Here is a 25,812-nt window from a genome sequence, read left to right on the forward strand (position 1 = left end):
ATAAATTGCGTCAAGCGGCCACCGGCGCCAGGGCTCCGGCGCGGTCCAGTGCCCGCTCGCAGGCCCGGCCGACGCTCAGCAGCAGGCTCTCGCCCAGCGCCGGCCCCATGAGCTGCAGCCCGATGGGCAGGCCTGCCGCGTCGTGCCCGGCGGGCAGGGTCAGCGCGGGCACGCCCGTGATGTTCGCGGGGGCGCTGAGCCGGACGTAGGCGTCGGAGACGGCCTCGACCGTGCCGTCGGGCCAGGTCACGCTGTCCTGCCCGGCCGGGGCGGCGGTGATCGGGGTGGCGGGGGCGGCGATCACGTCCACCCGCTCGAACAGCTGCGACCAGGCCAGGCGCATGAGCGAGCGGGCCCGCCGGGCCCGTACGTGGTCGGCCGCCGGGATCAGCGCGCCGGCCTCCAGCAGGACGCGCACGTCCGGCGCGTACAGCTCGGGCGAGGAGCGCAGGGTCGGCTCGTGGTACGCGGTGGCCTCCGGCACCATCAGCCCCCACTGGGTGGCCTGGAGGAACCGGGCGTAGGGGATCTCGATCTCCACCAGCCGGGCGCCGAGCTCCTCCAAGCGGGCGACGGCGGCCCGCACGGCGGCCTCGACGGCGGGATCGACGTGCTCGACGTAGTGGTTGACCGGCACGCCGACGCGCAGCCCCCGCAGGCCCTCCCTCTCCTCCGCCTGGAACGCGGCTCCGGGCAGGCTCGCCGGGTCCCTGGGGTCGTGGCCGGCCAGCGCGGGCAGCACGAGCCCGGCGTCCGCCACCGTACGGGTGATCGGCCCGACGTGGTCGAGCGACCACGACAGGGGCACGACGCCGTGCCGGGAGACCAGGCCGTAGGTCGGCTTGAGCCCGACGACGCCGTTGAGCGCGGCGGGCACGCGGATGGAGCCGCCGGTGTCGGTGCCCAGCGCGAACAGGGCCGTGCCTGAGGCGACGGCCACCGCCGAGCCGCCGCTCGACCCGCCGGCCACGCGGCCAGGGTCCCAGGCGTTGCGGGTCTGGGGCGTCGTCAGCCCGTAGGCGAACTCGTGCGTGTGCGTCTTGCCCACCAGGATCGCGCCCGCCTCGGACAGCCGCGCGGCCACGGCGCCGTCGGAGGCGGCGAGGTGCCCCTGCCGGACCTTGGAGCCGGCGCCGGTGGGCAGCCCGGCCACGTCGATGAGGTCCTTCAGCCCGAACGGGACGCCGTGCAGCGGGCCCCGGTAACGGCCGGCGGCGATCTCCCGTTCGGCCTCGGCGGCCGAGGCGCGGGCGGTCTCGGCGATCACGGTCGCGTACGCGTGCAGCGTGCCGTCCACGGCGTCGAGCCGGGCGAGCACGGCGTCGGTCAGCTCCACCGGGGACACCTCGCGCCGCGCGAGGGCGGCGGACGCCTCGGCCACGGTCATCTCAACCAGCGACATCGGCACTCTCCCCTCCGGCAGGCGCGATCAGCGTGTGCTGCCATCCGGCGGGCGGGGCGCCGGGTGCGGTCTCGCCCAGGTCGAGCTCGCGCAGGGTGCTCACGACGGCGCGGATGTGGTCGGCGATGGCGGCCACGACCGCGTGGCGCTCCTCCGCGAGCGGCAGCCCGGCGCGGTCCGCCCAGCGGGCGGCCTCCTGGGCGGTGAGGGTGGGTGTCATCTGGACCTTCCCAACTAAAAGCCAAAATTTCGCTTTTAGGGAGCATAGGGGTGTACGGTCACTAACGCAAACGTTTAGCTTTAAAGCGACCGAAGGGGGAGACCCACCATGCCCGCCGACACCACGCCCGCAGGCACCTGGACCGCCGACATCACGCCCGCCGGCTCCTGGACCGCCGGCGACCTCGTCATCCAGCGCATCGACGAGACGGAGCTGCCGCCGCAGACCGGCCCCTGGCTGCTCCCGGACGCCACCCCCGAGATGGTGTCCGGCGAGCCGTCGCTACGACCCGGCTTCGCCGACGACCAAGGCACCCTGCGCCTGACCACGCACAGCTTCGCCGTCACCGCCGGCGGCCTGCGCGTGCTCATCGACACGGGCATCGGCAACGGCAAGACCCGCGCCAACCCCGCCTGGCACAACCTCGACACCCCGTACCTGAGCCACCTCGCCGCCGCCGGCCACTCCCCCGAGGACATCGACCTCGTCGTCCTCACCCACCTGCACACCGACCACGTCGGCTGGAACACCAGAAAAGACGGCACGGACTGGATCCCCACCTTCCCCAACGCCCGGTACATCACCTCCCGCACGGAATGGGACCACTGGGCGGCGGCCGACATGGACGAGCCCCGCAAGGCCATGTTCCGCGACTCCGTCCACCCGATCAGGGACGCGGGCCTGCTGGACCTCGCCGACGTGCCGCCGCAGGGGGTGGAGGTCGCACCCGGCGTGCGGCTCCTGCCCACGCCGGGCCACACGCCGGGCCACGTGGCGGTGTCCCTCGGCGACGGCGCCGCCCTGATCACCGGCGACTGCGTGCACCACCCCGTGCAGCTCCGCCGTCCCGCCATCACGAGCTGCGTGGACATCGACCCGCGGCAGGCGGTCGAGACCCGCCGGCGGCTGCTCGCCGCGCTGGCCGGCACGGGCACGCTGCTGCTCGGCAGCCACTTCCCCGCGCCCACCGGCGGCCTCGTGGAGCGGGACGGCGAGAGCTTCCGGCTCGTCCCGGCGGCGGAGTGATCAACCGGGCCCGCACTCGGTGAGCGGGAGGCGGACGCGGACGTTCCGCGACCACCGCATCGGTAGCCGCACCATGGGCGTCTCATCCCCTGGCACAGGCTTGATCAGGATTGGTCACGGCGAGATGCCGCGGCGCCAGCAACGGGAAGGACTCCCGCCACGCAACGACGCGCGAACGAGGAGCAGCAGATGACGGCGGACCAGCACGACCTCGCCACCACCGTAGAAGCGGTCATCGACCGGATGCGCCGGATCGGCCAGGACCTCGACCCCCTCGACGGGGTCGCCTGCTTCAACCGGATGTACCTCCAGGTGACCGAGCTGGTCGCGGCCAACCTCGTGGAGGGCTTCTTCGACGACGCCCCCTTCGTCGAGCGCCTCGACGTCGTCTTCGCCAACCTCTACTTCCACAACGTCGACGCCGCCCCGCGGGGACACAAGCCCGAGGCCTGCTGGGCGCCGCTGTTCGAGGCCCGCGACAACCGCACCATCTGGCCGGTCCAGTTCGCCCTCGCCGGCATGAACGCCCACATCAACCACGACCTCGCCCTCGCCGTCGTCCAGACGTGCAAGGAGCGCGGCACCACGCCCTCCACTCCCCCGGTCCATTCCGACTTCCTGAAGGTGAACGAGCTGCTGGCCAAGGCCGAGTCGCAGGTACGCCAGTCGTTCGAGACCCACCTGGTGAGGCTGGCCACCAAGGACGCCGAGGCGCTCAAGCACATCGTCGGCAGCTTCAGCATCGCCCGCGCCCGCGACGCCGCCTGGGCCACCGTCACCATGCTCTGGCCCCAGCGCGACACCGCCTTCCTCTTCGACGGCTCGACGGCCACCCTGGCCCAGACCGTCGGCACCGCGGGCCGCCTGCTTCTCACCCCGGTGATCCCCCCGCCGGCGCAGTAGTCCGTCCTTCCCGGCCGGCTCGCGGTCGTCGTGAGTCTCGCCCGCTCGCCGTCAGGGATGGAGGTCGAGCCAGGCCGCCACCTCGTCCCCGTCGCGGGACAGGGTGGCGCCCAGATCAGCGAGTATCCGCCGCATGGGCGCGTTGCCGGCGGTGGTGCTCGCGTACAACCGGCGGGCCCCGCGCGCGCGGGCGAGGTCGGCGAGCTGGGTGAGCACGGCGGTGCCCACGCCCTGACCTCTGTGTGAGCGTCCGATCCAGATGCCGGCCTCCACGGCGTCGTCCAGCGGGCACAGCCGGGCGGCGCCGGCCGCGCGGCCGGCGAGCAGGATCACGTAGGTGTCCTCCACGGGCTCGGGGGCCAGTGCTCTCGATCGGTGGAAGCGCAGGAAGGACTGGCGCCGCTCGTTCGTCCAGCCGTCAGGACCCGCCACCGGGGGCATCACCTCCAGCGGGTCCGCGTCGGCCACCGCGCACGCCAGCAGCTCCGGCAGCAGGCCCTCCGTCAGCCGCGCCAGCCGCACCTCAGAGCGCACCGCTCCTCCTTCCGCCTCGTCCGGGGTCACGACGGGTCGCGCAGGCATTCGGCCAGGAAGCGCTCCAGGCTCCACCAGGCCCGCTCCGCCGAGCGCCGGCTGTACTGGATGCCGAGCTCCGGGCTGTCGGCCTGCTCCGCCATGAACGAATGGTAGGTGTGGCCGAACGCGTGGAGCTGCCAGTCGGCGCCGGCGGCGGTGAGCTCGGCCGCGAGCGCCGTGACGTCGTCCGGCCGGGCGAACGGGTCCTCCCAGCCGTGGTAGACGGCGACCTTGCACGAGGTGGGCCGCGGCGTCCAGCCCGGCGGCGGAGTGAGCACGCCGTGGAAGCTCGCCACGCCGCGGACCGCCGCGTCGTGCCTGGCCAGGTCGAGGACGCACAGCCCGCCGAAGCAGAACCCGATCGCCGCCAGCCGGGACGCGTCCACCTGCGGCAGCCCGGCCACCGTGGAGACGACCGTGGACAGCCGGTCCGCCAGCATCGCCCGGTCCCGCAGGAACGGCCTCATGAGCGCGTCGAACTCCTCGGCCGTGGAGCCGGTGACGCCCTTGCCGTACAGGTCCATGACGAACGCCTGGTAGCCCCACCGCAGCAGCCGCACGGACATCTGCACCAGCACGTCGCTCCTGCCCTCGGCGCCGTGGCACACCAGCACGGTGGGCGCGGGCTCGGGGATCATGTCCCCGTGCAGCAGCAGCCCTTCCATCTCGGCCGAGCCGTGACGGTACTCGACCGGCGTCGAGATCACCAACCCAGGTTTCATGTCCTCACGTCCTCTCTGCGGAAGCTCGGTGATCTTGGCATGGGGCGCTCGCAAAACGATCACACGGCGCTGACATCCGTGAAATCGCTTCCTTAGTTTCACGACCGCCCGGTCGATCATGACCGGTCATCGACCCCTGGTGACCATTCGCCGCACTCCGCCCCAAGGCCGTCGATCACGCCGTCCGAGCCGCTTAGCGTCCCTTTGCCGCCGGACGGCGCGGTCAACCGCATGGCATTTCCCTGGACAGGAGCGGAAGAGACGATGCGTGGTAATCGATGGCGAACAATCCGTGGGCTGGCCACCGCTGCGATCCTCGGTGCGGGGGTGAGCCTGGTCGCCCTTCCTGGGCCCGCGTCCGCCGGCACGCCCGTGATCGACCGGCCGAGGTGCACCGGCTACGTGGGGCTGACGTTCGACGACGGGCCCACCCCCGGCAACACCCCGGCCCTGCTGAAAGCGCTGAAGGCGGCCGGGTTACGGGCGACCATGTTCAACGTCGGCCAGAACGTGCAGGCGAACCCGCAACTGGCCAAGGACCAGGTCGCGGCGGGCATGTGGATCGGCAACCACAGCTGGGACCATCCGTACATGACCCGGCTCGGCGCTGAGGAGCAGGCCGCGCAGATCTCCCGCACCCAGGACGCCGTCAAGGCGGCCACCGGGATCACGCCGCAGCTGTTCCGGCCGCCCTATCTCGACACCGACGACGCGCTGCGGGCGGTCGAGCGCCAGTACGGGCTCACCGAGGTCAACGCCGACGTGGACTCCCAGGACTGGAACAACGCCACCGCCGCCCAGATCGTGGCCAGTGCCCGCAAGCTGCAGGCAGGCGACGTGATCCTCATGCACGACTGGCCGGCCGCCACGGTCGAGGCCGTCCCGCGGATCGCCGCCGACCTGCGCCGCCGCGGGTTGTGCGCCGGCATGATCTCCCCGGACACCGGCCGGGCGGTCGCGCCCCGCGACGTGCTCGCGCAGGCCCACACCGCCGGACGCGTCCAGGACCTGGGCACGAGCGTGCGCTACACCTGGCCGGGCGTCTCCTTCGAGGGCCGCTTCCGCGGCACCGGCGTCGGGATCGTGCTGAACGACGCCGTCAACGACTACGACGTCCAGGTCGACGGCGCCGCCCCGGTCACGCTGCGCACGCCGGGCAGGACCACGTACTGGATGAGCGGTCTGCGCGACGGCACGCACACCGTGCGGGTCGCCAAGCGCACCGAGAGCCCGTGGCAGCCGGGCGAGTTCGGCGGGTTCGTCGCGGCCCCGGGCGGGCGCGTCCTCGACGGGCCCGCTCCCCGCGCCCGCCAGATCGAGTTCATCGGCGACTCCTGGACCGCCGGCTACGGCAACATGTCCACGGTCCGCGACTGCGGCGCCACCGGCGGCGTCAACCCCAACTCCAACGCCGACCAGACCTTCGGCGCCCTGACCGCCCGCGGTCTGAACGCCGACTACCAGCTCACCGCCTGGTCCGGCATGGGCATGGTGCGCAACTACAACGGCGGCAACCCGGGAACCACCTTCCGCACCTCCTACGACCGCACCCTCCAGGCCGCCGATCCGGAGGTGTGGCAGCGGCCGCGCGGCTGGCAGCCGCAGCTCGTGGTGGTCGGGCTGGGCATCAACGACTTCTCCACCGCGCTCAACCCCGGCGAGCCCTGGGCGGACCTCGACGCCCTCGCCGCCGACTACCGCACCGCCTACCTGGGCTTCCTGGACACGCTCAGGGCCAGGTACGGCAAGAGCACCTACATCGTGCTGACCTACCCCACGATGTCCAACACCACCGCCCTGGCCGACTCCGTCCAGCAGGTCGTGCGGCAGCGCAACAGCCAGGGGGACGGCCGGGTCAAGGCGCTCCACTACGACAACGCCGCGCTGGGGCTCGACCTGCTCGGCTGCGACTGGCACCCGTCCCTGCACGACCACAAGGCGCTGGCGGGCGCCCTCGGCTCGTTCATCGCCACCCTGCCCCTCAGGTGGTGAGCTCCTGAGACCCTCCCGCCCGGCCGCCGGGCGGGAGGGCGTCAGCTGGTCTGCGGCGGCTCGCGGAAGGTCATCAGCTGCCGGGACCGGTAGATGAACGACGGCGCCGTGTTGCCGCTGACCAGGATGTCGCTGATGGGAGAGCCCTCGTGGGCGACGAGCCCGATGCCCGACCTGATCTTCCCCTGGTAGTCGGGGACGAGCGGGCCCACGGTGTTGCCGGTGATCTCCACGGTGGTCAGCGGGTTGGCCTCGGTCTCGGACGCCCGGACGTACACGCCGCCGTTGCAGCCGGTGATCCGGTTGTTCCGGATGTGAACGGCTTCGGTGTTGAACGGCGTGATCGCGTCGTAGCTGGTGTTGTTGACCACGTTGTCCTCGATCCAGACCCGCGAGTGCCGCACGCCGGGCACGGCCGTGTGCGATCCGACGAGGGTGCCCCAGGGGCCCTGCGATCCCGACTGGTCGCACGTGTTGCCGAGGACGCGGATGTCGGTGCAGGGCGTGTGGTCCCTCGCGCCCGCCCACGTGTTCTTGTCTCCGGGCAGGTCGAGCTGGATGGCCTCGCCGTGGTAGCGCTTGTCGACGTACTGGGGGTCGAGCACCCAGCCGTACAGGGCGCAGCCGCTCACGGTGGCGTTCCGTACGGCGTTGAGCTCGATGGCGTGGTACCACTTGACGTTGTAGATGGTCAGGCCGGCCAGCTCGACGCCCGACGTGTGCTGCATCGTGATGACGTTCGACGGCGGCGGCGTCCGGCCGTCCTGGAGGTACTGCCAGATCGGGTCCCAGGAGCCGCCGGTGATCCTGATGGTGCCCGGCGCGCTGTACCCCCCGGTCGTCGCGCTGGGAACGTGGTTGAGCACCATCGTCTCGGAGGTGCCCGGCGCGGTGAAGGCGGCGACGAACCGCGCGTTCGTCGCGTCCAGGTGGGTGTTGCCGCCCACGATCAGCCGCCCCTTGAGCACGTGGCGATGGTTCGCCGTGGCCCGGACGATGATCCGCCCCTGGGCGTCGCGCCCGGCCGGTCCGGCGATGCCGTTGGCGGCGTTGTCGAGCGCGCGGCGCAGCGCGACGACGACGCTGTCCTCGCCCGCCGGATAGGTGTTGACGGCGCCGGCCGCGTGAGCGGCGGGCGCCATGCGCAGGACGCCGCCACCGGCCAATGCGGCCAATCCCAGTTTGACGGCTTCCCGCCGGCCTAATTCCATGACGGTGTCTCCGTGTCCCCGCGATTCAGCACGCCGCAGAAAAGCGGCCCTGGATTGAAACACGGGCCCGTTTTCCCGGTCAAGACAGCGCAATCGGGAAATCGCGCGGGCCGAAGGCGCGGGCGTCTTTCGACGGCCGCGCCTTCGCCGGAATTCACCCGCCGGTTTTCAGTCCAGCCAGCGCCCGACCCCGCGCACGGTGATTTCGAGCAGCTCCGCCGGATTGTCCGGATCGGGATAGTAGATGATCATGGTGGTGCCGGCCGGCAGCAGCATCTTGACGGCCTGGACGCACCCTGCCACGGCCTGCCGCTGCCGGTCGGGCCCGGTGCCGGTGAGCGGCACCGCGTCGCAGACGCCGCCCGGGTTGTTCATGACGAGCCGCAGCGTGGAGTCGCGCAGGGCCACCTCCCGCGTGGCGACGCGGTAGGCGAGCTGCGTCTCCAGGTGCCAGGCCGGAGGCGCCATGGGCAGGCCGAACTGCTGCCGGTACAGCAGGTCGAGGCGGTTCTCCAGGGCGGCCAGGTCGTCGTGCAGGCCGCTCTCGACCGTGTAGTTCGCCCATTTCGACAGGTCGTCGGCGGGGGGCAGGTTCGCGATCGGCAGGCCGTTCGCGTCGAGCACCCGCCCGGACTCGTCGACGATGTAGCCCTGGTTGTTGAGCTGCTTGATCGATTCGCTCACGTCCCTGAGCTTGCTCGCGGCGTCCGCGTACGGGCACTGCCCGCCCTCCTGGACGCAGCCGATGGGCAGCATCCGCACCAGCGAGGTCGCCAGCGAGGACTCGTAGGTCGCCACGATGATCGTGCGGTCGGACATGTGGTGGAGCAGGTACATCGGCCCCCAGATCGAGTTGTACTCGGCGAAGCGCAGCTCCTCCGGGATGAGCGACTCCACGAAGGTGCCCTTCCACTGGCTCGCGTTCTCGTTCCAGTCGGGATCCTCCGTCAGGTCGAAGGCTCCGGTGACGCAGTCCGAGAAGCTGGACACCCGGCCGCTGAGGGCGCCCTTGAAGGCGGACTTGCAATCGCTGATCATCCCGTACTGCTGGGCGGCGTTGAACAGGTCCAGCGCGGTCAGGCTGATGTACTCCTCGGCGAGACGGTGGGTCTCCGTCTCCCGGTCGGCGATCCCCGTCTTCGCGAAGGAGAACAGGGGGCTCATGACGACGGACAGGCACGCGTCCAGGGCCTTGCCGACGAACTGCCGCCGGCACTGCTCGGCGTTCGCGTGCGCGTAGCCGTCCGGGTCGTGCAGCGGCCCCTTGGGGTCGTTGAGAATGTCCTCCACGTAGGCGTTGCAGTCGTGGTATCCGGGCAGTCCGTCCTCCGGCCCCCATTTGCAGTGCCCCAGCCATTCGCCTTTCAGCGTGTTCAGGCGGCGCTGGGCCTCTTCCCGGTAGTGGTCGAACACCTCGGCGGCGATCCTGGCCGCTTCCGAGGCGCTGTTGCCGGCCCGGATCTGCGCCGCGTACGCGGTGTCGTAGGCGGCGTAGGCGCCGGCCGCGTCCTGGGCCGCCGAGACGGCCGAGGCGCGGGCCCAGCGGGCCGACAGCGACGCCCTGCCCGCCGACTGCTGCGCCTGCTGGGCCGCCGCGGCGGCGGTGCGCACAGCCTGCGCGGCCCGTTCGGCGGAGGCGGCGGCGTCGCGGGCGTGGGCGACGGCCTCGGTGGCGTACGTCCGCGCCTGGTCGGCCGCCCTTCCGGCGGCGTTGGCGTACCCGACGGCCTCCTCCGCCGCGCCCCGCGCCTCCGCCGCGGCGGCCTGCGCGGTGCGGGCGAAGTCGACGGCGCGCTGCGCGATCTCCGACGTCTCGATCATCAGGGACGTGGCGATGTAGTTGTGGGTGGCGGTCGCGTAGTCGCGCTCGGCCGCGCGGTGCCGCTCCACCTCCAGGAACTCGGCCTGCATCGCCGTCGTGCCGGCCAGCGCGATCTGGGCGCCGTTGCGCACCTCGGTGCCGTTGGAGGCGTCGCCGGCGATCGCGCCCACCTTCGAGCGGATGTCCATGGTGTAGGCGGTGTTGTGCTTGACGTCCAGGAACTCCTGGAGGGCGCCGGGGTCGTCCGAGCGCAGGGCGAGGTTCGCCGCCTCCTCGGTCTGGGCGTGGCCGGCCTCGCGCGCCTCGGCGAGGATGCGGCCGACCTGCTCGCGCTGCTCGGCGGCCCGCTCGGGGTAGTCGGGGTCGTCGAGGAAGGCGACGACGTCGGCCCACGCGCCGTCGAGGGCTTGCTGCGCGGCGGCTCTCATGGCGGGGGTGCCGGTGGGCATGAGACCGGTCAGGGTCGTGCGGTCGTCCTGCTCCTCGGCCGCCGCGAGCCCGGTCTTGACGAAGGCGACGGTACGGACGTCGTCGTCCTCGCCGAGCGCCGCCATGGCCGCCGAGCTGGTCCACGTGCCGGGCACGGTCGCGAAGTAGCGGGCCACCTCGCGCGCCTTGCGGGCGGCCGTCGCGGTGTCGGCCTGCGGGTTCGCGGCCTCGGCGATCAGCGCGTCGATCTCGGGCGTGTGGTAGCGGCGCATCGGCGCCGCGAAGCCGCGGGCGTCGCCCAGGCGGGCCTCGGCGGCCTTCTGGCTGACGTGCCGGGCGAAGGACAGCTCGAGTTCGAGCTCGTGCTTGAGCCGTTCCGCGTCCGCCGCGCGTGCCGCCTTGTACACGGTCTGCGCCGTCTCGGCGGCCTGCAACGCGTCCTCCGCCGCGCGGTAGGCGTTGTTGGCGTGCTGCGTCGCCAGCTCGGCCGCGTTGACGGCGTTGCCCGCGTGCTCGGCCGCGCTCTTCGCCGCGCTCGCCGCCTGCTCCGCGTACGTCACCGCGCGCGTCGCGGCGTCCCTGGCCTTGCCGGCCGCGTCCTTGGCGATGTCGGCCTGGCGCACGGTCTCCTCGGTGGCGCGTTTCGCCCGCTCGGCGCTGGCTCCCGCGCGGGCCGCCGCCGCGAACGCGGCCTTGGCCTCGGCGCTGGCCTGCCCCGCGTACCGGCCGGCGGCCTCGGCGGCGCGCCCGGCGGCGGCGGTGTTCGCCCGCGCCGAGTCGGCGGCGGCGACCGCGGCGTAGGCCTGCTGCGTCACGGCGGTGATCTGGTCGATGGGCGAGAGCCAGGCGGTGATCTGCGGCCCGATCTGCTGCATGACCCGGTTGTGGTTCTCCGCGTCGGCGGCGGCCTTGGCATCCAGCTCCGCCGCCGCCGCTGCCGCCCACGCCTCGTCGGACTTCGTGTGCGCCCGCGCCGCCGCGGTCGCCGCACGTCCGGCGGCGCCGGCCGCCGCGCGGGCGGCCTGCGCGGCGGCCTGCGCGGCCTGGACGGCGACGCTGGAGGCGATCGCGGCGCGGTCGGCGGCCTCGGCCGCGCGCTGGGCCTGCCGCTTGGCCTCCGCCGACTCCTGCCCGGCCAGCGAGGCGAGGCGTTCCGCGTCCTGCGCGTCGGCCTTGGCCGCCGCCGCCTCGGCTTTCGCGCGGTCGGCCTGCGCGACCGCGGAGACCGTCTCGAACGCCGCGAGCCGGGTCGCCTCCGTGGCACTGGCCCGCAGGTCGTTCAGGGTCTGGTTCTCGTTGTCCCTGGCCTGGGCCACGCCCCAGTCGATCTGGACGAATCTCTCCTGCATCTCCAGGCTGCCGTCCTGCAGCGCCCGGTTCGCCGTGGCCTGCACCTGCGGGCCGCCCTCCGCCATCGCGCGGTTGACGACCGCCCGCAGGTCCAGCTTGTACGGCAGCCGCCACCCCGACTCGATGAACTGCCCCAGGGCCTCCCGTGACCCGTTACGCAGCACCGCGTTCGCCGCGGCCTTGACCTCGGGCCCGCCGGCCGCCTTCATCTGGTTCACGCTGGCGCGCAGGTCGATCTCCCGGGCGCTCTGCCAGCCGCCGTCGAGAAACTTCGACACGGCGCCGGAGTCGTCGGAGCGCAGGGCTGCGTTGGCGGCGGCGGCCACCTCGGGCCCTGCATGGGCCTTGATGCGGCCGGCCTGCTCGCGGTCGTCCTGCGCCGTGAGCCGGGGCAGCTCCGCCAGCATGGCGCAGATCGCCGCCTTGTCCCCGAGCAGGGCCTGCTCCGCGGCCGGGCGCACGTTCACGCCGCCCGTGACCCACGCCTCCAACACCACCTGGCGCTCGCACACCGGCGCGGCGGGCGGGTCCGCCGCCGCGGCCTCGGTGATCGGGCTGCCCACGAGAAGCAACGCGAGCACGCTGCCCACGACTCCCGTGCCACGTAACGCTCGATTCGTCTTCACGTCCACCGCTTCCGTCCACACGATCAAGGAATGGGGGGAACGGCCGGCCCCCGGACGGTGGCCGGCCGTTACGTTGTCAGGCGACGACCCGCAGCTCCAGCAGGGTCTCGCGGCAGTTGTCGGGATAGTCCGGGTGACCCTCGTCGCAGGTGGTGTCCGTACGTCCGAACTGCTCGCTCTCGTCCCGCTCGACGCGCTTGGTCCGCTCCGCTCCGGAGGACACGTTCACGACCGTCGCGTCCACGTCGTGGCCGGCCCCCGGCGAGCGGCTGTCCCCCTGCACCTCGTAGACGTTCGGGATGCGCAGCTTCACCCAGCCGCCGGCGCCGAGCACCTTGAAGCAGACCGCCGTCACGCCGAGATGCGGCTCGCCGATCTCGGTCTGGCCGTTCAGCAGCCCGGGGAACACCTTGATCACGCCGACCCCGTTCTCGGGGGCCACGGTGCACGAGACCCAGATGAGCCCGCCGTTGCCGGAGATCAGCTCGAAGTTGCGCGCCTCGGCCTCGTCCGTGCCCCAGTCGGCCTGGCCGGAGGTGCCCGCGTAGGCGTGCGGGAAGTTCAGGGGGTAGGCGTACCGCTCCACGATGGAGTCCTGGCCGATGGCCGGCGTCACCGTGACCGGCACCACCCGTACCGGCGGGAGAGCCCGTCCGGCGAAGTAGGTGATCTGGTCGCCCGGCCGGTAGAGGAACAGGTGGCTCTGCCCGCCCGTGCCGCGGTAGTCGAAGGCGATCATGCGGTCCTTCGCCATCTCCAGGTCGTAGCCGCCGATGCCGGCCGAGCTGTGGAACACCGCGGTGAACGCGTTGCCCGCGCCGTGCTTCAGGATCCAGGCCGTCTTCCCGCCGGGACGGTAGAGCAGCAGGTGGTCCAGCCGCCCCGAGTGCTCGTAGTCGAAGGCGATGATCCGGTCGGCCGTGCTCTTCAGGTCGTAGCCGCCGATGCCGGTCGAGCTGTTGAAGACGGCTCTGAACGTGGTGCCCGTGCCGTGCTCGAGGATCCAGGCCGTCTCCCCGCCCGGACGGTAGAGCACCAGGTGATCCAGCTTCCCCGTGCCCTTGTAGTCGAAGGCGATGATCCGGTCCCGCACGTCCTTCATGTTGTAGCCGCCGATCCCGCCGTCGACCGTGGCGAAGACCGGCGCGAACGTGGCGCCGCCGCGCTGCAGGATGTGGACCGTGCCGATCCCCGGCCGGTACAGCAGCAGATGGTCCTGCTTGCCCGACCCCGCGTAGTCGAAGGCGATGATCTGGTCCTCGTCCCTCTTCAGGTCGTAGCCGCCGATGCCGGCCGAGCTGTGGAAGACGGCCTTGAACGTGGTGCCGGTGCCGTGCTCGAGGATCCAGGCCGTCTCCCCGCCCGGACGGTAGAGCAGCAGGTGGTCCAGCTTCCCCGTGCCCTTGTAGTCGAAGGCGATGATGCGGTCCCGCGCGTCCTTCAGGTCGTAGCCGCCGATGCCCGTGGTCGAGGAGAAGACCGAGGCGTAGGTGCCGTCGGTGTTCCGCTTGACGATGGAGACGATCTGCGTGCCCGGCCGGTAGAGCACCAGGTGGTCGAGCTTGCCCGAGTGCTCGTAGTCGAAGGCCACCACCTGGTCACGGTTGTCCTTCAGGTCGTAGCCGCCGATCCCGGTCAGGCTGGACCCGTACTGGGCGAAGGACGTCGTGGGTTCGGGGGCGGCGGTGCGGATCCAGCTCGCCAGGTCGTCCACCCGCATCGCGTCGCCGCCGCGCGTCCCGTCGGCGGCGGCACCGAGGCAGCCGCCCTGTCCCGAGCCGGAGCTGAGCCCGACGAGCTCCGCGCGGCTCCCGTTCGTGCGGAGCACCGGCGCGCCCGCGTCCCCCTGGCAGGCGCTCACGTCGCCGCTCGCCGCGCTCCAGCCGAACGAGCCGGCGGCCACGGTCCCGGCCACGACCGGCGCGGCGTGCAGCAGGCTGGGCGCCCACTGCTCGGCGGTCCGGCCGAAGCCGGCGACCTGCAGCGCGTCCCCCGGGACAGGGGCGGTGGAGCCGAGCGTGACAGGCGTGATGCCGACGGCCCGCAGGGTCAGCTTGACCAGGACGACGTCCCGGGTGGGGTGCGGGTGGATCCACTCCACCGGCAGCACCCGCCCGCCCGTACCGGACAGGTCCGTCCTGCCGACCGTGACCGTCGTCGCGGTCTTCGGCGCCCCGCTCGTCAGCGACTGCCCCGGGGAGGCGAAGCAGCTGGTGGCGGTGAGCACCCACTGCGGGCTGATCAGGGCTCCGGTGCAGCCGTGGGTCTCGCCCACGTTCACCTTCGCCACGAAGCCCCAGGTGCCGTCGGTCACGGGGCCGCCGCCCCGCACCGCCTGGGCCGGCGTCGCCCCTGCCCAGAGCACCGCCGAAGAGATGACCATCAGGAGCGAGAGGGTCGTGATGGGTAAGGACCGGATGATTCGCTGGAGTTTCACGGCTCGATTGTGAAGATCACGCCGTACGCGAACCAGGGCGTCACCCGGGCATAAGGCGGGCATTTCCCGCCTGGTCGCCTACGGCTCCGGGGTCAGCTCCCTGCGCGCGCTCGCCGCGGCCGCCACCACCGCGTCCTTCTGCGCCCCGGTCAGGCGCCCCGCCCGCACGAGCTCCCCCGCCGCCCTCGCGACCGTGGAGACGAACGCCCCGTGGGTCGCGAACGGCGCCCGGTCCCACACCACGTCGAGGAACGTCAGGCCGTCGGTGCCGGGCGACGGGATCCCGCTGACCGGGACGTCGTACTCCGGCAGCCCGTCGTCGCGCTGCACGTTGGGCACGCCGGAGTCGATGCTGCCGAAGACGATCTGCGGCTCCACCCGGCGGAAGTACGCCGAATGGGGCTGCTCGCGGTAGCCGCCGCTCCGGGGGACGCCGACGATCGGCACGAGCAGCGGGCCCGCAGGAACGCCTTCATCCGGTCCCGCTTCTCCTGCAGCAGGCCCGCGTGCAGGCGCACCTCACCGAGCTGGAACGGCCTGACCGGCGTGTTGCTGCCGGCGCCGACGTACGGGATCCCGGCGGCTCCTATGGCCGAGGTCCGCGCTGCCGCCGGGAGCGGTCCGGCCGTCGCCGGGAGCGGTCCGGCCGTCGCGGCCGGCGCCAGCCCGACGGCCGACGCGCGGACGAAGGTGCGGCGGCTGACTCCTGGCTGGTCGGAGGCTGTCATGGTCCGTCTTCCCTGCGCTCGGGAGCCCCTGCCGGCTCCGGTTCAGTCGCCGGGCGGCCGGGTGCCGTCATCGTCGCGCTGGTGCCCGCGCCGCGCGTCGCGGTCGAAGATGCCCATGATCTCGCACGGCCCGCCCTCGGCGCCGAGGGCGTGCGGCATCATCGTCGGGAACTCGGCGGCCTGGTTGGCCTCCAGACGGATGCGGCGGTGGCCCAGCATGAGAGTCGCCGTGCCGGACAGGACGACGAGCCATTCCCGGCCCGGATGGGCGCGCATGCGGGCCGGGTTGTCGGGCGGCGGCTCGGTCAGGCGCTGGCGCATCACGGTCATGCCGGGGTCGCCCTTGACCGGCCAGCGCATCCAGCCCTGCGTGCCGTCGATCATCGGGCTGATGACGACGTCGTCACTGGCGGTCTCGACCAGCTGGTCGAGGGAGGTGTCCAGGGCGCGGGCGAGGGTGACGAGCTGATCGAGGGCGAGGCGCCGCCGGCCGTTCTCGATGCGGCTCAGCGACGACTGGCTGAGCCGGGCCCGGGTGGCCAGCTCCTCCAGGGACCAGCCCTGCGCGACCCGCAGGGCGCGGATGCGTTTGCGTACGAGGCTGTCCAGGTCCTCATCTTCTTGCTTCATAGGCAAGATGCTATGCCCCTCGTGCAAGGCGTGGCTAACGTCGCCGGTGGCGGCTTCGACCTGCCTTGATCGAGAGGACATTTCATGAGCACCAACCCTGCGGAAACCGGCGCGCCGGACGCGCGCCGGCTGCGCACCATCCTGATCGCCGTCTGTGTCGCGTTGATGGCGGTCATCGCCTCGGTGACCGGGTTGAACGTCGCCCAGCCCGACATGGCCGTCGAGTTCGGCGCCTCACAGACCACCATCCTGTGGATCATCAACGTCTACACCCTCACCCTGGCCGCCCTCCTGCTTCCGCTCGGCGCGATCGGTGACCGGCTGGGCCGCAAGCCCATGCTGGTCACGGGGCTGATCATCTTCGGGGCCGCCAGCGCCCTCGCGGGCCTGGCCCCGTCCGCCGACATCATGATCGCCGCCCGCGTGCTCAGCGGCGCGGGCGCGGCCGTGATCATGCCGATCACCCTCGCCGTGATCACCTCGACCTTCCCCGACGAGCAGCGCGGGAAGGCGATCGGCGTGTGGACCGGCGTCGCCGGAGGCGGCGGCATCATCGGCATGTTCCTGTCCGCCCTGCTCGTGGACGTCGCGCACTGGCGGTGGCTGTTCCTGCTGCCCGTCGTCCTGGTCGCCGTCTCGCTCGGCATGATGCGATCGGTGCCCGACTCCCGCGAGCGCTCCGGGCACCCCTTCGACACCGTCGGCGCGCTGGCCTCCGTCGTCGCCGTCGTGGGCCTCATCTTCGTCCTCCAGGAAGGCCCGGAGCGCGGCTGGAGCGACCCCGTCACCCTGGCCGGGCTCGTCGCCGGCCTGGCCGCCCTGATCTTCTTCGTGGCCTGGGAGCTGCGCCGCGCGGACGCGTCCCTGCTGGACGTGCGGCTCTTCCGCGAGCGCGGCCTGGCCGGCGGCTCCATCACGCTGCTGGCGGTCTTCGGCGTCCAGGCGGGCGTGTTCGTGGTGCTCTTCCCGTTCCTGCAAGCCGTCCTCGGCTGGTCGGGGCTGCTGTCGACGCTGGCGATGATGCCCATGGCCGTGCTGATGATGGCGACCTCCGGCCTGGCGCCCCACCTGGCCGCGCGCATCGGCGCCCGCGCCACCATGGCGACAGGGATCGCGCTGTTCGGCGCCGGCCTGGCCCTCATGGCCGGCATCGTCTCCGTCGACGGCGGCTACCCGTCCATCCTGCCCGGCATGCTCGCCATGGGCATCGGCATGGGCCTGGCCATGACCCCCTCCACCGAGGCCATCACCGGCTCCCTGCCCCGCGACAGGCAGGGGGTCGCCTCCGCGCTCAACGACATCACCCGCGAGTTCGGCACCGCACTCGGCGTCGCCCTGCTCGGCGCCCTCCTGGCGAGCGGCTACCGTGGCGCCGTCGACGACCGGCTCGCCGGCCTCCCCCAGGGCGCGGCGGACACCGCCCGCCAGGGCGTCGCCAACGCCATCGAAGCCGCCGGCAGCGCCGGCCCCCACGCGCGGGCCCTGGTCGATGCCGCCCGGCAGTCGTTCGTCGAGGGCTGGCAGCAGGCGATGTGGGCGGGGGTCGCCGTCATGGGCGTCCTGCTCGTCTACACCGCCGTCCGCGGCCCGCAGCCTGCGGCCAAGGAGGAGACCCCTCCTGCCCGGGTGACCGCGTAAGACCTGAACCGGCTCGGCCGTCACGCCGCGCTCGATCGGAGTCGTACCAAAGCCGCCGTGAACCTGCGCCGGTTCGTGCCTCCGTCGGATGACATGCCGACCGCCTGCCGGGGCAGGAACGACAGTCCGGCAGTGCGAGCGCGGCGGGAGGTCCGATGACAGAGGTGGGCGCCGAGTGCGAACGGGTGGCGCGGCGGGAGGTCCGATGACAGAGGTGGGCGCGGAGTGTGAACGGGTGGCGCGGCAGGCGCTGGGCCTGACCGACCTGCGGCCCGGCCAGCTGGCCGCGATGACCGCGCTCGCGCGGGGCCGGGACGCCCTGGTCGTGATGCCGACCGGCGGCGGCAAGTCGGCGATCTACCAGGTGCCCGCGCTGCTCCTGCCCGGCCCCACCGTCGTGGTCTCCCCGCTGATCGCCCTCCAGCGCGACCAGGTGGAGGCGCTGCGCGAGCGCGACGAGGAGGCGGTGAGCCTGGACGCCGGCACCCCCGCCGGCGAGCGCAGGACGACCTTCGAGTCGCTGCGGGCCGGGGAGACGGAGTTCCTGTTCTGCGCGCCGGAGCAGCTGGCCAAGCCCGACGTCGTACGCGACCTGGCCGCCGCCGGGCCCTCCCTCCTGGTGGTGGACGAGGCCCACCTGATCTCCTCGTGGGGGCACGACTTCCGGCCCGACTACCTGCGGCTCGGAGCGGTGGCCGAGGCGCTGGGCCGCCCACCGATCGCGGCCCTGACCGCCACCGCCGCCCCGCCGGTGCGGGCGGAGATCACCGAACGGCTGGGCCTGCGCGACCCCATGGAGATCGTCCAGGGCTTCGACCGCCCCAACATCTCCCTCTCCGTACGCCGGATGCTCGACGACCCCGCCCCCGACATCGTCGCCACGGTGCGCGAGGAAACAGGGCCGGGCATCGTCTACACGGCGGTACGCAAGCAGACCCACCGCCTCAGCGACCTGCTCACCGACGCCGGCGTGCGGGCCGCCCCCTACCACGCCGGGTTGCGTCGCGCGGAACGCGACGACGTCCACGGCCGGTTCATGGCCGGCGACCTGGACGTGGTGGTCGCCACGAGCGCGTTCGGCATGGGCATCGACAAGCCGGACGTCCGGTTCGTCCTGCACGCCGAGGTGCCCGGCTCCCCGGACGCCTACTACCAGGAGATCGGCCGAGCCGGCCGCGACGGCGACCCCGCCAGGGCGGTGCTGTTCTACCGCCCCGAGGACCTGGGCCTGCAACGCTACTTCACCGCGTCCGTACCGGACCTGGAGACTCTGACCGAAGTGGCGCAGGCCGTCGCCGAGGCCGGCGCGGGCACCGACCGCAAGACGCTGAGCACCCGTACCGGCCTGTCGCCCCGCCGCCTGACACTCCTGCTCGACCTGCTGGAAAGAACCGGCGCCGTGCGCCTGTCCGCCCGCCGGATCGAGCCGGCCCCCGACGCCCCCGCCCCGGGCACCGCCGCCGACCGCGCCCGCCGGCTGGCCGAACGCCGCCGCGACGTCGAACGCACCCGCCTGGAGATGATGCGCCACTACGCCGAGACCGACGACTGCCGCCGCCGCTTCCTGCTCGGCTACTTCGGCGAGCAGCTCACCGACCCCTGCGGCAACTGCGACACCTGCCTCGCCGGCACGCCCGAACGCCGGCAGGAGGAAACCGGCCCGTTCCCCCCGCACGCCCGCGTGCAGCACCGCACGTGGGGGCCGGGCGAGGTCATCCAGCGCGGCGAGGACCGCCTGACGGTTCTGTTCGACACGGCCGGATATCGCGAGCTGCAACTCGACGCGGTCCTCGAACAACACCTCCTCACCGAAACCTCGCCCTCATAATCCTTGAGGCCCGATCGCCAATTCAGCGGCCGGGAGCGCCGCCGGACGGTTCTCGGCATTGCATGCTGGAACCTGGAGAGCTGGTTCTCGGAGGCCCACCATGACCGGGTTGCTGTCGGTGGCCTGGCATCGGGGCTGGCCTGGCTGATCGGCAGCCAGATCACCTACCGCTGGGACGACGTCAAACGACGGCGAGAGCTCGATCTGCCGCCGTCGAGAGCTTCTATCGCGCCTACGGATGTTTCATCGAGGTCTGGCGTCTGTGGGGCGCGCACAAACGCCATTCACTGCAGGTCGCGACTCCGGACGACATGCAGTGGCAATGCCTGCAACGCGCGGCGGCCGTGGAAGGCAGCCTGGAGGCGATATTGAGCAAAATCGTGCTCGAGCGGCGGCTCACGGAGGACGACCTGCGGCTGCTGGCCTGCTTCAGGCAGGCGTACCAGTCACTGCGGGAAAGCGTTCGCGGCGACAGTGAACTGCGATGGTATGCCAGTGACGGTGATGACGAGGCTTACCGCCGGTACCGGGCGTTCAAGGCGCTCGCCGTCCATGCGGCCGATCTCCTGCAAAGCAACCAGACGAGATGGTTCATCGGCAAGCGGCGTACGGACCTCCCTTCGGGGCTGGAGAGCGTCGGCTTCCTGCTGGCGGCGACCGACGCGGCCAGAACGTATGACTGGCTGGAGACAGCCGAGCGCATCCTCGACATCGAGTCCCTGGCACCGCGCCGCACCGGCGTCCGCTCGTAGTCCCGCTCCCATGGGCGTCGAGTTGGGCGAGCGGACCGGCAGCGGTGTCCTTGCGCCGGCTCCATCCTTGCCACCTCCAGAACTCGAGCAGGAACCTGACCAGCGCCGGCCCCTCAGCGCGTCCTAGTCACGTGGTGATCCGCTCCGGATACGCATATGCAGACGTTTCGGAACGTCCGCGTCACGCGCATCGCGCACCAGGCATTCCTCCGCTACGTTCGTACCCCATAAACGTTGGTGATCGCCTGTTGGGTGCGTGACGAATGTCCAATCCGCAGCTAAGGCTGCCCGATTACGTTGATCTGCGCCTACTGGGTCGATGCAATCTTGAGTGCCCGTTCTGTTTCGGTCCTCGGCATGAAGTTCCCTCCATGTCCGAGCGGACCGCGATGCGGGTGGTCGCTACCGTACGTGAAGCAGGGGTCCGTGGCGTTGTGATCTCTGGCGGCGAGCCCACGCTTCTGCCCTATCTGCCGAGGTTGGTCGAGGCACTGAGCAGGCCGCTACCGTCCGGTGAGCCGGGGCCCAAGGTGGTGTTGTCCACGAACGGGCTGGCGCCGCTGCGGTCGATGGAGCGAATCCTGCCCCACCTGGCGTGGATCGCGCTCCCCATCGAGTCCGCCGATGACGAGGAGCACCGGGCGTTGCGGATAGGGAAAGCGCCACACCGTGACAGGGTGCTGAGACTTCTGCATGAGGTACGGAAGAATCATGCGCGGGTACGGGTGAAGCTGGGCACCGTCGTCACCCGGCGCAACGTTGACGGGGCGCCGGGTGTTCTCGACCTCATCGAGGATGAGCGCAGCCTGCCCGATGTCTGGAAGATCTACCAGATGTCGGAGACCAACTACGGCGAGGACAACAAGGAGTTGCTGTCAATCAGCGACACAGCGTTCGAGCAGGTGGTCGAGCGTTGTGAGAAGGCCGCGGCGAACCGGGGCGTGCGACTGCGCGTCTATCGCAATGCCGGCCGCTCCGGCAGTTACCTCTTCATCGATCCCGACTGCCAGGTGGTGGTCGTTCAGGGTGGTCGCGAACGAAGGGTAGGCAACCTGTTCGAGCTCGACACCGACATCGAGTTGGCGGTCGACTCTGCGCGTAACGTAGGCAACTTCGTGGGGACATACCCGGATGCCTGAGAACCCCGTCGTCAGGGTCGGCGTCCAAGTGATCGTCCGGTCGGACGACAAAGTGCTGCTGGGGCTCCGGCACAATACCTTCGGGCACGGCACGTGGGGGCTTCCCGGGGGGTTGGTCGAGACGGGTGAGACGCTGCTGGAAGCCTCCGCCCGCGAGTTGGCCGAGGAGACCGGGATCCGCGCGCTACGCATGCGGCTGGCCTGCGTGACCGACCCCGACGTCCGCGCCAACTACCATATGCAGATCGGTCTCGAGGTGCTGGAGTACGAGGGTCAGCCTCGCGTCCTCGAGCCCCATCGCTGCACGCGCTGGGCCTTCTGGCCGGTCATGGCACTGCCGGAGCCGCTGTTCGTCGGCTCCGACCACGTGCTGGCCCGCGTCCGGAACGGTGACCTGTATGCTCACGACGCCCTGGGGATGCTGAGCAGGTCGCGCAGATTGCGCTTGTAGTGCTCCTCATGCTCCCGGAACTGCTCGACGCTGCTCGACCCCTTCCACAACCTGGTGAAGGATCGTTCTCCGATCGCGTAATAGAGACTGTGCTGGTCGAATTCGATCTCGAACGTCAAAAGCCCATGTCCGGTACGCCCTTCGGGATCGGCGAGCATGTAGGGCTCGTAGAATCCGACGGACGAGGTGAGCAGCGTCGTTCCGGGAATGTCGAGCGAGGTTACCCGGAATTCGATCTGCCCCGGATACTGTTCCTGCAGCGTCTCGTACGCCGCGATGACCGGCCTGAAGGCTTCCCGATAGTAGCGACTCGACTCGATGCGCGCGATGACCTGATCGGGATCCGCCCCATCCTCGTCGGCGAACAGCCCGATGTTGTTCCAGGGATTGCTGATGATGACGAAGAATCGCACTTTGTTTTCCAGCGCTTGAATGACGCTCGGCAGGAACCGCTGCAGGGAGTTGAGGAAGAATGAGGCGCCGGCGTGTGCGATCAGCCTGACCCGCTCCCCTTCGTTCTCCAAAGCCGCCTTTTTGGCGCGGTTTCGCAGGTCGTTCTCATGCGGTCGGTACGTCCGGTCGATGTGCTCATGGTCGGAGACCAGCGCCGCGAACTCCTTACGGGCGCCGCGCAGATTGTTCAGCGCGATGAGAGACTGCGGATGCCCGCCGCCGAGGCTCGCCGAGCTGTGCTGGGAAGCGAATCCCAAAAGGTCGAGCGCGCCCCGCTGTCGCTCGGGGGTCCCATGAGCGCGGGCTTCTCGGTACTCGATGTCGCTCAGGTTGGCCAACGCCGTGAGCGACTGCGGGTGGTGCGCGCCCAGCGTCGCGGAAAGGAACTGAGTGGCGAGCTCCAGCTCGTCGATGGCCTTCCCGGCACGTACCCGGTCGCCGAAGGCGTCGGCGACCTCGTAACGCGCGACCGCCATCGAGGCCCAGACGACCAGTGACTGAGGGTGATCGGCTCCGTACACGTTCACGAACCGCTTCGACACCTTCTCCAGCTCGCGCAACGCGGGCTCGAGTGCGGTGTTCCCGCGCACGGCGATGGCCATCCGCAACGAGGCGATCAATACCTCGCGTTCCAGGTCTGCCGTTTCCCGAGGCATCTCCGAGGCGTCTCTGATCCACCTTTTGGCGCTTGTCGTGTCGTCCTGGGCCAACGCAACCGCACTGAGGTTGACCATGGCTCGGACCTGCAGATCCTGGTCGGCCTCCCGCCGTGCGCAGGTCAAGGCGTACCACAGCGCCATGCGCCCTTCGTCGAGTTCGCCGTGGTCCGCGAGCAGCACTCCCGCCTGGTTCCAGCGCTTTGCCATGGTGCGCTCTTCATACGCCGTGGCCCGCTCGAGTCGCCGTATCGAGACTCGGACGACGATCAGCGAGTCCTCTCGCATCTCCAGATCGGTGAGCAGTTCGGCGAACCGGTGGAGCTGATCGACGATTTCCCCGGTTTCGCCGCGCTCCTCCGCGGCTTGCTCGTGCTCCAGCCGGGTGACGTAGCGCCTCAGCTTGCGCCGGTCGGGGCTCTGCCACGGTGAGGGGTCACCACCGAGCGCCTTCTCCGCCACCTCGATGGCCTCCTCGAGAGTATCGATCATCTCTTGTCCCCCCAGAGTCTTTTCTGTATGGCATGCAACGGAGCCATCCAGCCGTTGTTCCCCCATCGGCTGTCTGACGGCGCTGAGCTGTTGCTGTCGCCCGGCGGTATCGGGTCGTCGGGATCCTCCGCGAACGGTTTCAGCAGGAGGCTGAACCCGCTCATCGCCTCCCTGATCGTCGCCGCGAACAAGACGTTGGAGCTGTGCCGACTGTGCGAGTCGATACGCTCCATGTACTGCTGGAGGATGACACCGAGGACGGCCGGAGAGCGGAATTTCGTACAACGTTCCACTGGGCTGCCCGAATAGCCGTGGTAATCCCCGAGCAGCTGGTTCACCAGGAGCTGGATAGCCGTGATCGCCGTGCCATTGGGCAGTTGATGGTTCGGCACCACCTTGCTCACCTGGCCGTCGAGGAAGGGAGCGTTCTGCTCGGGACGATATGTGCCCTCCCAGAGATCACCCCTCGCGGCCCGGTCGGTGCTGGGCCGCGGAATGCCCGATTTCTCGGGAGGTAGATTCAGCTTCAACAGGGTGAGGTCCACTTCAGGCCGCTCCTCGACGACACCGGCCTCGACCGTGGAGTCGTCGGGCAGGCGCACGGTGAGTCGCCACCGCGACGGCTCCCCCGTCAGGCAATGCGCGGCAGTCATCACATACTGCCTGGTGATGCGTACACCGCCGCCTGCGCGAGAGCCCCTGTCCAGTACCTCCACCCAGTATTCGGTGCGGGCCACCGGTCACCTCGCTCGTTCGACGGTGAGGGTCACTTCGAAGGATGCCTCCACGGATCCTTTCGCGACGATGACGCTCGCCTCGGTCGCGAGCGTCAGCCCGAAGCTCACCTCGAGCTGGCTGACATGCCACTTCGGATCCTCAGGAAATTCTCGCAGCGACTCCTGAGCGATTCCGGCCGCCTGCGCGATGGCGGCCCGGATCTCGCCCCGCTGCTCGTCGAGTGGAACGGTGGCCCGATTTTTACGGCTGATGTTCTGGGTATTCGATCTGTCCAGCTCGACCACTTCCACGCGAACGGCAGGATCTTTCACATTCCCCTCCATTCGACGGGCGGCCGTGTGCGACTATTGTGCCGGACCTTCTTCATCGTTTGAAGAGTATTGATTTTTGGGACCGCTGTGGCGCGAGGGTTCAACGCGGCCCGGCGGCCCGTATATCAATCTTGATGGGTCATCTTGCGATGTGCGCCGCTCGAATACCGAGGTAGGCGGTTATGCGGCGCGGCGGGTATTCCTTGATCATGCCTGTGGCGACGGGGTTTCGGTGAACGGATCTTGGTCGTTGAGGTCACCCGCATCGAGGTGTGCCCGGTCAGCGCGTCCGGCCACTTTCAGTGGCGGCGGAAGCTGATGGCTCCTGTCGGTCCACAGCTATCTCGCCGTGCTGTGCCACCGTGACGTCGCATCCCGTGGCCATGACAGCATCCACGCCGCGTCTGCCCAGGGACGGCAGGTTCTCCCAGTCGAGGGTGCGGGTGGCCGGGGGCGTCGGTCGTTTCCAGGTGGTGAGGTCGTTGGAACCTTCGAGGGCCTGGTCGCTCATGCGGCTGGTGTCGTAGGAGTCCTGACGGGCGAGGAAGTCGGTGCGGTCGAGCGTCAGTGCCTGGATCGCCTTGCGCCGGTACACCTCGTCGCCAGTCATCACCCACATCAGGGCCTGGGCGAGCGCGCCCAGCGCATCGTCGACCTCCCGGCAGCGCAGCCCGACGAGACTGAAGCCGCCGTCCAGCGGCTGGTCCGGCTCGACACCGGCGCGTGCTTCCGCTGCGCGTTGCGCAGCTTCGCCGCCGACAGGCTGATTCCGGGATGGACGAATCCCGCATCGCCGGCCTGTTCCCGAATCTGGACCACATGGTCCGTGAACGGGTCGCAAAAGTTGTGACTGGCCACATGGCGCAGCCCTTCTCGGGCTCATCGCGGCCCGAGTTCAGGAGTGGTGCTCGGGTGGGGCCCAGACACCGGACCACCCGAGGCGTCGCGGGCGTCCACCCATGGCGCGACCGGGCGCGAGGAGCCCGCGCAGCCCCGGCCCCACCGGAGTCAGGCTGAGGGCGCCGAGCCAGAGCGCGCCGTGGCCGGCCTGCCAGCCCACCAGCGGTTCGAACACCTCGTACAGCAGGCAGCACGCAAGAAAACAGGCCGACGCGGCGAACAAGCTCCAGACCACGAGCAGGGCGGAGCTGCTGCGCCCCTTCGACCTGGCCGTCACGCTGTACGGTCCCTACGTCGGCGACGCCTCGGCCGCGGCGCTCGGCGCCGTCCCGCTCCCCCTGGACGACCTGTGGAGGAGCCGGAAGTCTCGCGTCCGGGCT

22 protein-coding genes are annotated in these 25,812 nt (G+C 70.8%); 8 read left to right on the plus strand and 14 right to left on the minus strand.

Annotated elements, in window-relative coordinates; translation table 11 throughout:
* Nucleotides 1-10: 10 nt before the first annotated feature.
* A complete protein-coding gene (locus tag HCN51_RS31150) occupies nt 11-1,402 on the minus strand; it encodes an amidase (RefSeq protein WP_168014256.1) in 1,392 nt (463 codons plus the stop codon).
* The gene (locus HCN51_RS31155) at nt 1,389-1,622 is read right to left on the minus strand and encodes a hypothetical protein (protein WP_168014258.1); all 234 of its coding nucleotides are present in this window, start codon (nt 1,620-1,622) and stop codon (nt 1,389-1,391) included. The genes HCN51_RS31150 and HCN51_RS31155 overlap by 14 nt, the downstream gene beginning before the upstream one ends.
* 108 nt (nt 1,623-1,730) lie before the next feature.
* On the opposite strand from HCN51_RS31155, the gene HCN51_RS31160 reads away from it, so the two are divergent.
* Complete coding sequence (locus HCN51_RS31160; protein WP_168014260.1) at nt 1,731-2,648, plus strand: MBL fold metallo-hydrolase; 918 nt, start codon at nt 1,731-1,733, stop codon at nt 2,646-2,648.
* Nucleotides 2,649-2,837: 189 nt separating this feature from the next.
* Entirely contained in the window at nt 2,838-3,551 is a 714-nt protein-coding gene (locus HCN51_RS31165) for a DUF5995 family protein (RefSeq protein ID WP_168014262.1), read from the plus strand.
* A 51-nt stretch (nt 3,552-3,602) separates the two neighbouring features.
* On the opposite strand, the gene HCN51_RS31170 is transcribed toward HCN51_RS31165, so the two are convergent.
* Entirely contained in the window at nt 3,603-4,085 is a 483-nt protein-coding gene (locus HCN51_RS31170; RefSeq protein WP_206068105.1) for a GNAT family N-acetyltransferase, read from the minus strand.
* 26 nt (nt 4,086-4,111) lie between these two features.
* Nucleotides 4,112-4,849 (minus strand): dienelactone hydrolase family protein, encoded by a 738-nt coding sequence (locus HCN51_RS31175; protein ID WP_168014266.1) that lies wholly within the window; start codon nt 4,847-4,849, stop codon nt 4,112-4,114.
* A gap of 327 nt (nt 4,850-5,176) precedes the next feature.
* Here HCN51_RS31175 and HCN51_RS31180 point away from each other — a divergent pair, with 327 nt between their 5' ends.
* Nucleotides 5,177-6,841 (plus strand): polysaccharide deacetylase family protein, encoded by a 1,665-nt coding sequence (locus HCN51_RS31180; RefSeq protein WP_346433857.1) that lies wholly within the window; start codon nt 5,177-5,179, stop codon nt 6,839-6,841.
* 41 nt (nt 6,842-6,882) lie between these two features.
* On the opposite strand, the gene HCN51_RS31185 is transcribed toward HCN51_RS31180, so the two are convergent.
* From HCN51_RS31185 to HCN51_RS31205, 5 genes are all read right to left on the minus strand, one after another.
* Nucleotides 6,883-8,052 (minus strand): right-handed parallel beta-helix repeat-containing protein, encoded by a 1,170-nt coding sequence (locus HCN51_RS31185; RefSeq protein ID WP_168014270.1) that lies wholly within the window; start codon nt 8,050-8,052, stop codon nt 6,883-6,885.
* 168 nt (nt 8,053-8,220) lie between these two features.
* A complete protein-coding gene (locus HCN51_RS31190) occupies nt 8,221-12,279 on the minus strand; it encodes a DddA-like double-stranded DNA deaminase toxin (protein WP_168014272.1) in 4,059 nt (1,352 codons plus the stop codon).
* 76 nt (nt 12,280-12,355) lie between these two features.
* The gene (locus HCN51_RS31195; RefSeq protein ID WP_168014274.1) at nt 12,356-14,662 is read right to left on the minus strand and encodes a S1 family peptidase; all 2,307 of its coding nucleotides are present in this window, start codon (nt 14,660-14,662) and stop codon (nt 12,356-12,358) included.
* 132 nt (nt 14,663-14,794) lie between these two features.
* Nucleotides 14,795-15,163, minus strand: a complete 369-nt coding sequence (locus HCN51_RS58295; protein WP_206068106.1) for a hypothetical protein — start codon at nt 15,161-15,163, stop codon at nt 14,795-14,797.
* Nucleotides 15,164-15,486: 323 nt separating this feature from the next.
* Entirely contained in the window at nt 15,487-16,074 is a 588-nt protein-coding gene (locus tag HCN51_RS31205; protein ID WP_168014276.1) for an XRE family transcriptional regulator, read from the minus strand.
* Between the two features lie 84 nt (nt 16,075-16,158).
* Here HCN51_RS31205 and HCN51_RS31210 point away from each other — a divergent pair, with 84 nt between their 5' ends.
* The 5 genes from HCN51_RS31210 to HCN51_RS31230 all read left to right on the plus strand — a co-directional run bounded on the left by HCN51_RS31210 (nt 16,159) and on the right by HCN51_RS31230 (nt 21,882).
* On the plus strand, nt 16,159-17,712 hold the full coding sequence (locus HCN51_RS31210; RefSeq protein WP_168014278.1) for an MFS transporter: 1,554 nt from the start codon (nt 16,159-16,161) through the stop codon (nt 17,710-17,712).
* A gap of 205 nt (nt 17,713-17,917) precedes the next feature.
* The gene (locus tag HCN51_RS31215) at nt 17,918-19,540 is read left to right on the plus strand and encodes a RecQ family ATP-dependent DNA helicase (protein ID WP_168014280.1); all 1,623 of its coding nucleotides are present in this window, start codon (nt 17,918-17,920) and stop codon (nt 19,538-19,540) included.
* Nucleotides 19,541-19,851: 311 nt separating this feature from the next.
* The gene (locus tag HCN51_RS31220; protein ID WP_168014282.1) at nt 19,852-20,292 is read left to right on the plus strand and encodes a hypothetical protein; all 441 of its coding nucleotides are present in this window, start codon (nt 19,852-19,854) and stop codon (nt 20,290-20,292) included.
* 263 nt (nt 20,293-20,555) lie between these two features.
* Complete coding sequence (locus HCN51_RS31225) at nt 20,556-21,431, plus strand: radical SAM protein (protein WP_168014284.1); 876 nt, start codon at nt 20,556-20,558, stop codon at nt 21,429-21,431.
* Nucleotides 21,424-21,882: a nucleotide triphosphate diphosphatase NUDT15 gene (locus tag HCN51_RS31230; protein WP_168014286.1), complete on the plus strand. Its 459-nt coding sequence runs from the start codon at nt 21,424-21,426 to the stop codon at nt 21,880-21,882. The genes HCN51_RS31225 and HCN51_RS31230 overlap by 8 nt, the downstream gene beginning before the upstream one ends.
* Here the strand turns inward: HCN51_RS31230 and HCN51_RS31235 are convergent.
* From HCN51_RS31235 to HCN51_RS31255, 5 genes are all read right to left on the minus strand, one after another.
* Nucleotides 21,834-23,483 (minus strand): hypothetical protein, encoded by a 1,650-nt coding sequence (locus HCN51_RS31235; protein WP_168014288.1) that lies wholly within the window; start codon nt 23,481-23,483, stop codon nt 21,834-21,836. The genes HCN51_RS31230 and HCN51_RS31235 overlap by 49 nt on opposite strands.
* Complete coding sequence (locus tag HCN51_RS31240) at nt 23,480-24,220, minus strand: trypsin-like peptidase domain-containing protein (RefSeq protein WP_168014290.1); 741 nt, start codon at nt 24,218-24,220, stop codon at nt 23,480-23,482. The genes HCN51_RS31235 and HCN51_RS31240 overlap by 4 nt, the downstream gene beginning before the upstream one ends.
* A 3-nt stretch (nt 24,221-24,223) precedes the next feature.
* Nucleotides 24,224-24,532, minus strand: coding sequence for a CU044_2847 family protein (locus HCN51_RS31245; RefSeq protein WP_206068107.1), 309 nt, complete (start codon nt 24,530-24,532; stop codon nt 24,224-24,226).
* 280 nt (nt 24,533-24,812) lie between these two features.
* Nucleotides 24,813-25,142 carry a hypothetical protein gene (locus HCN51_RS31250; RefSeq protein WP_168014292.1) on the minus strand — a complete coding sequence of 110 codons (330 nt, stop codon included), beginning with the start codon at nt 25,140-25,142 and terminating at the stop codon, nt 24,813-24,815.
* A 285-nt stretch (nt 25,143-25,427) separates the two neighbouring features.
* A complete protein-coding gene (locus HCN51_RS31255; RefSeq protein ID WP_168014294.1) occupies nt 25,428-25,709 on the minus strand; it encodes a hypothetical protein in 282 nt (93 codons plus the stop codon).
* Between the last annotated feature and the right edge of the window lie 103 nt (nt 25,710-25,812).

This window comes from Nonomuraea composti (genome assembly GCF_012034275.1).
Lineage (GTDB): Bacteria > Actinomycetota > Actinomycetes > Streptosporangiales > Streptosporangiaceae > Nonomuraea > Nonomuraea composti.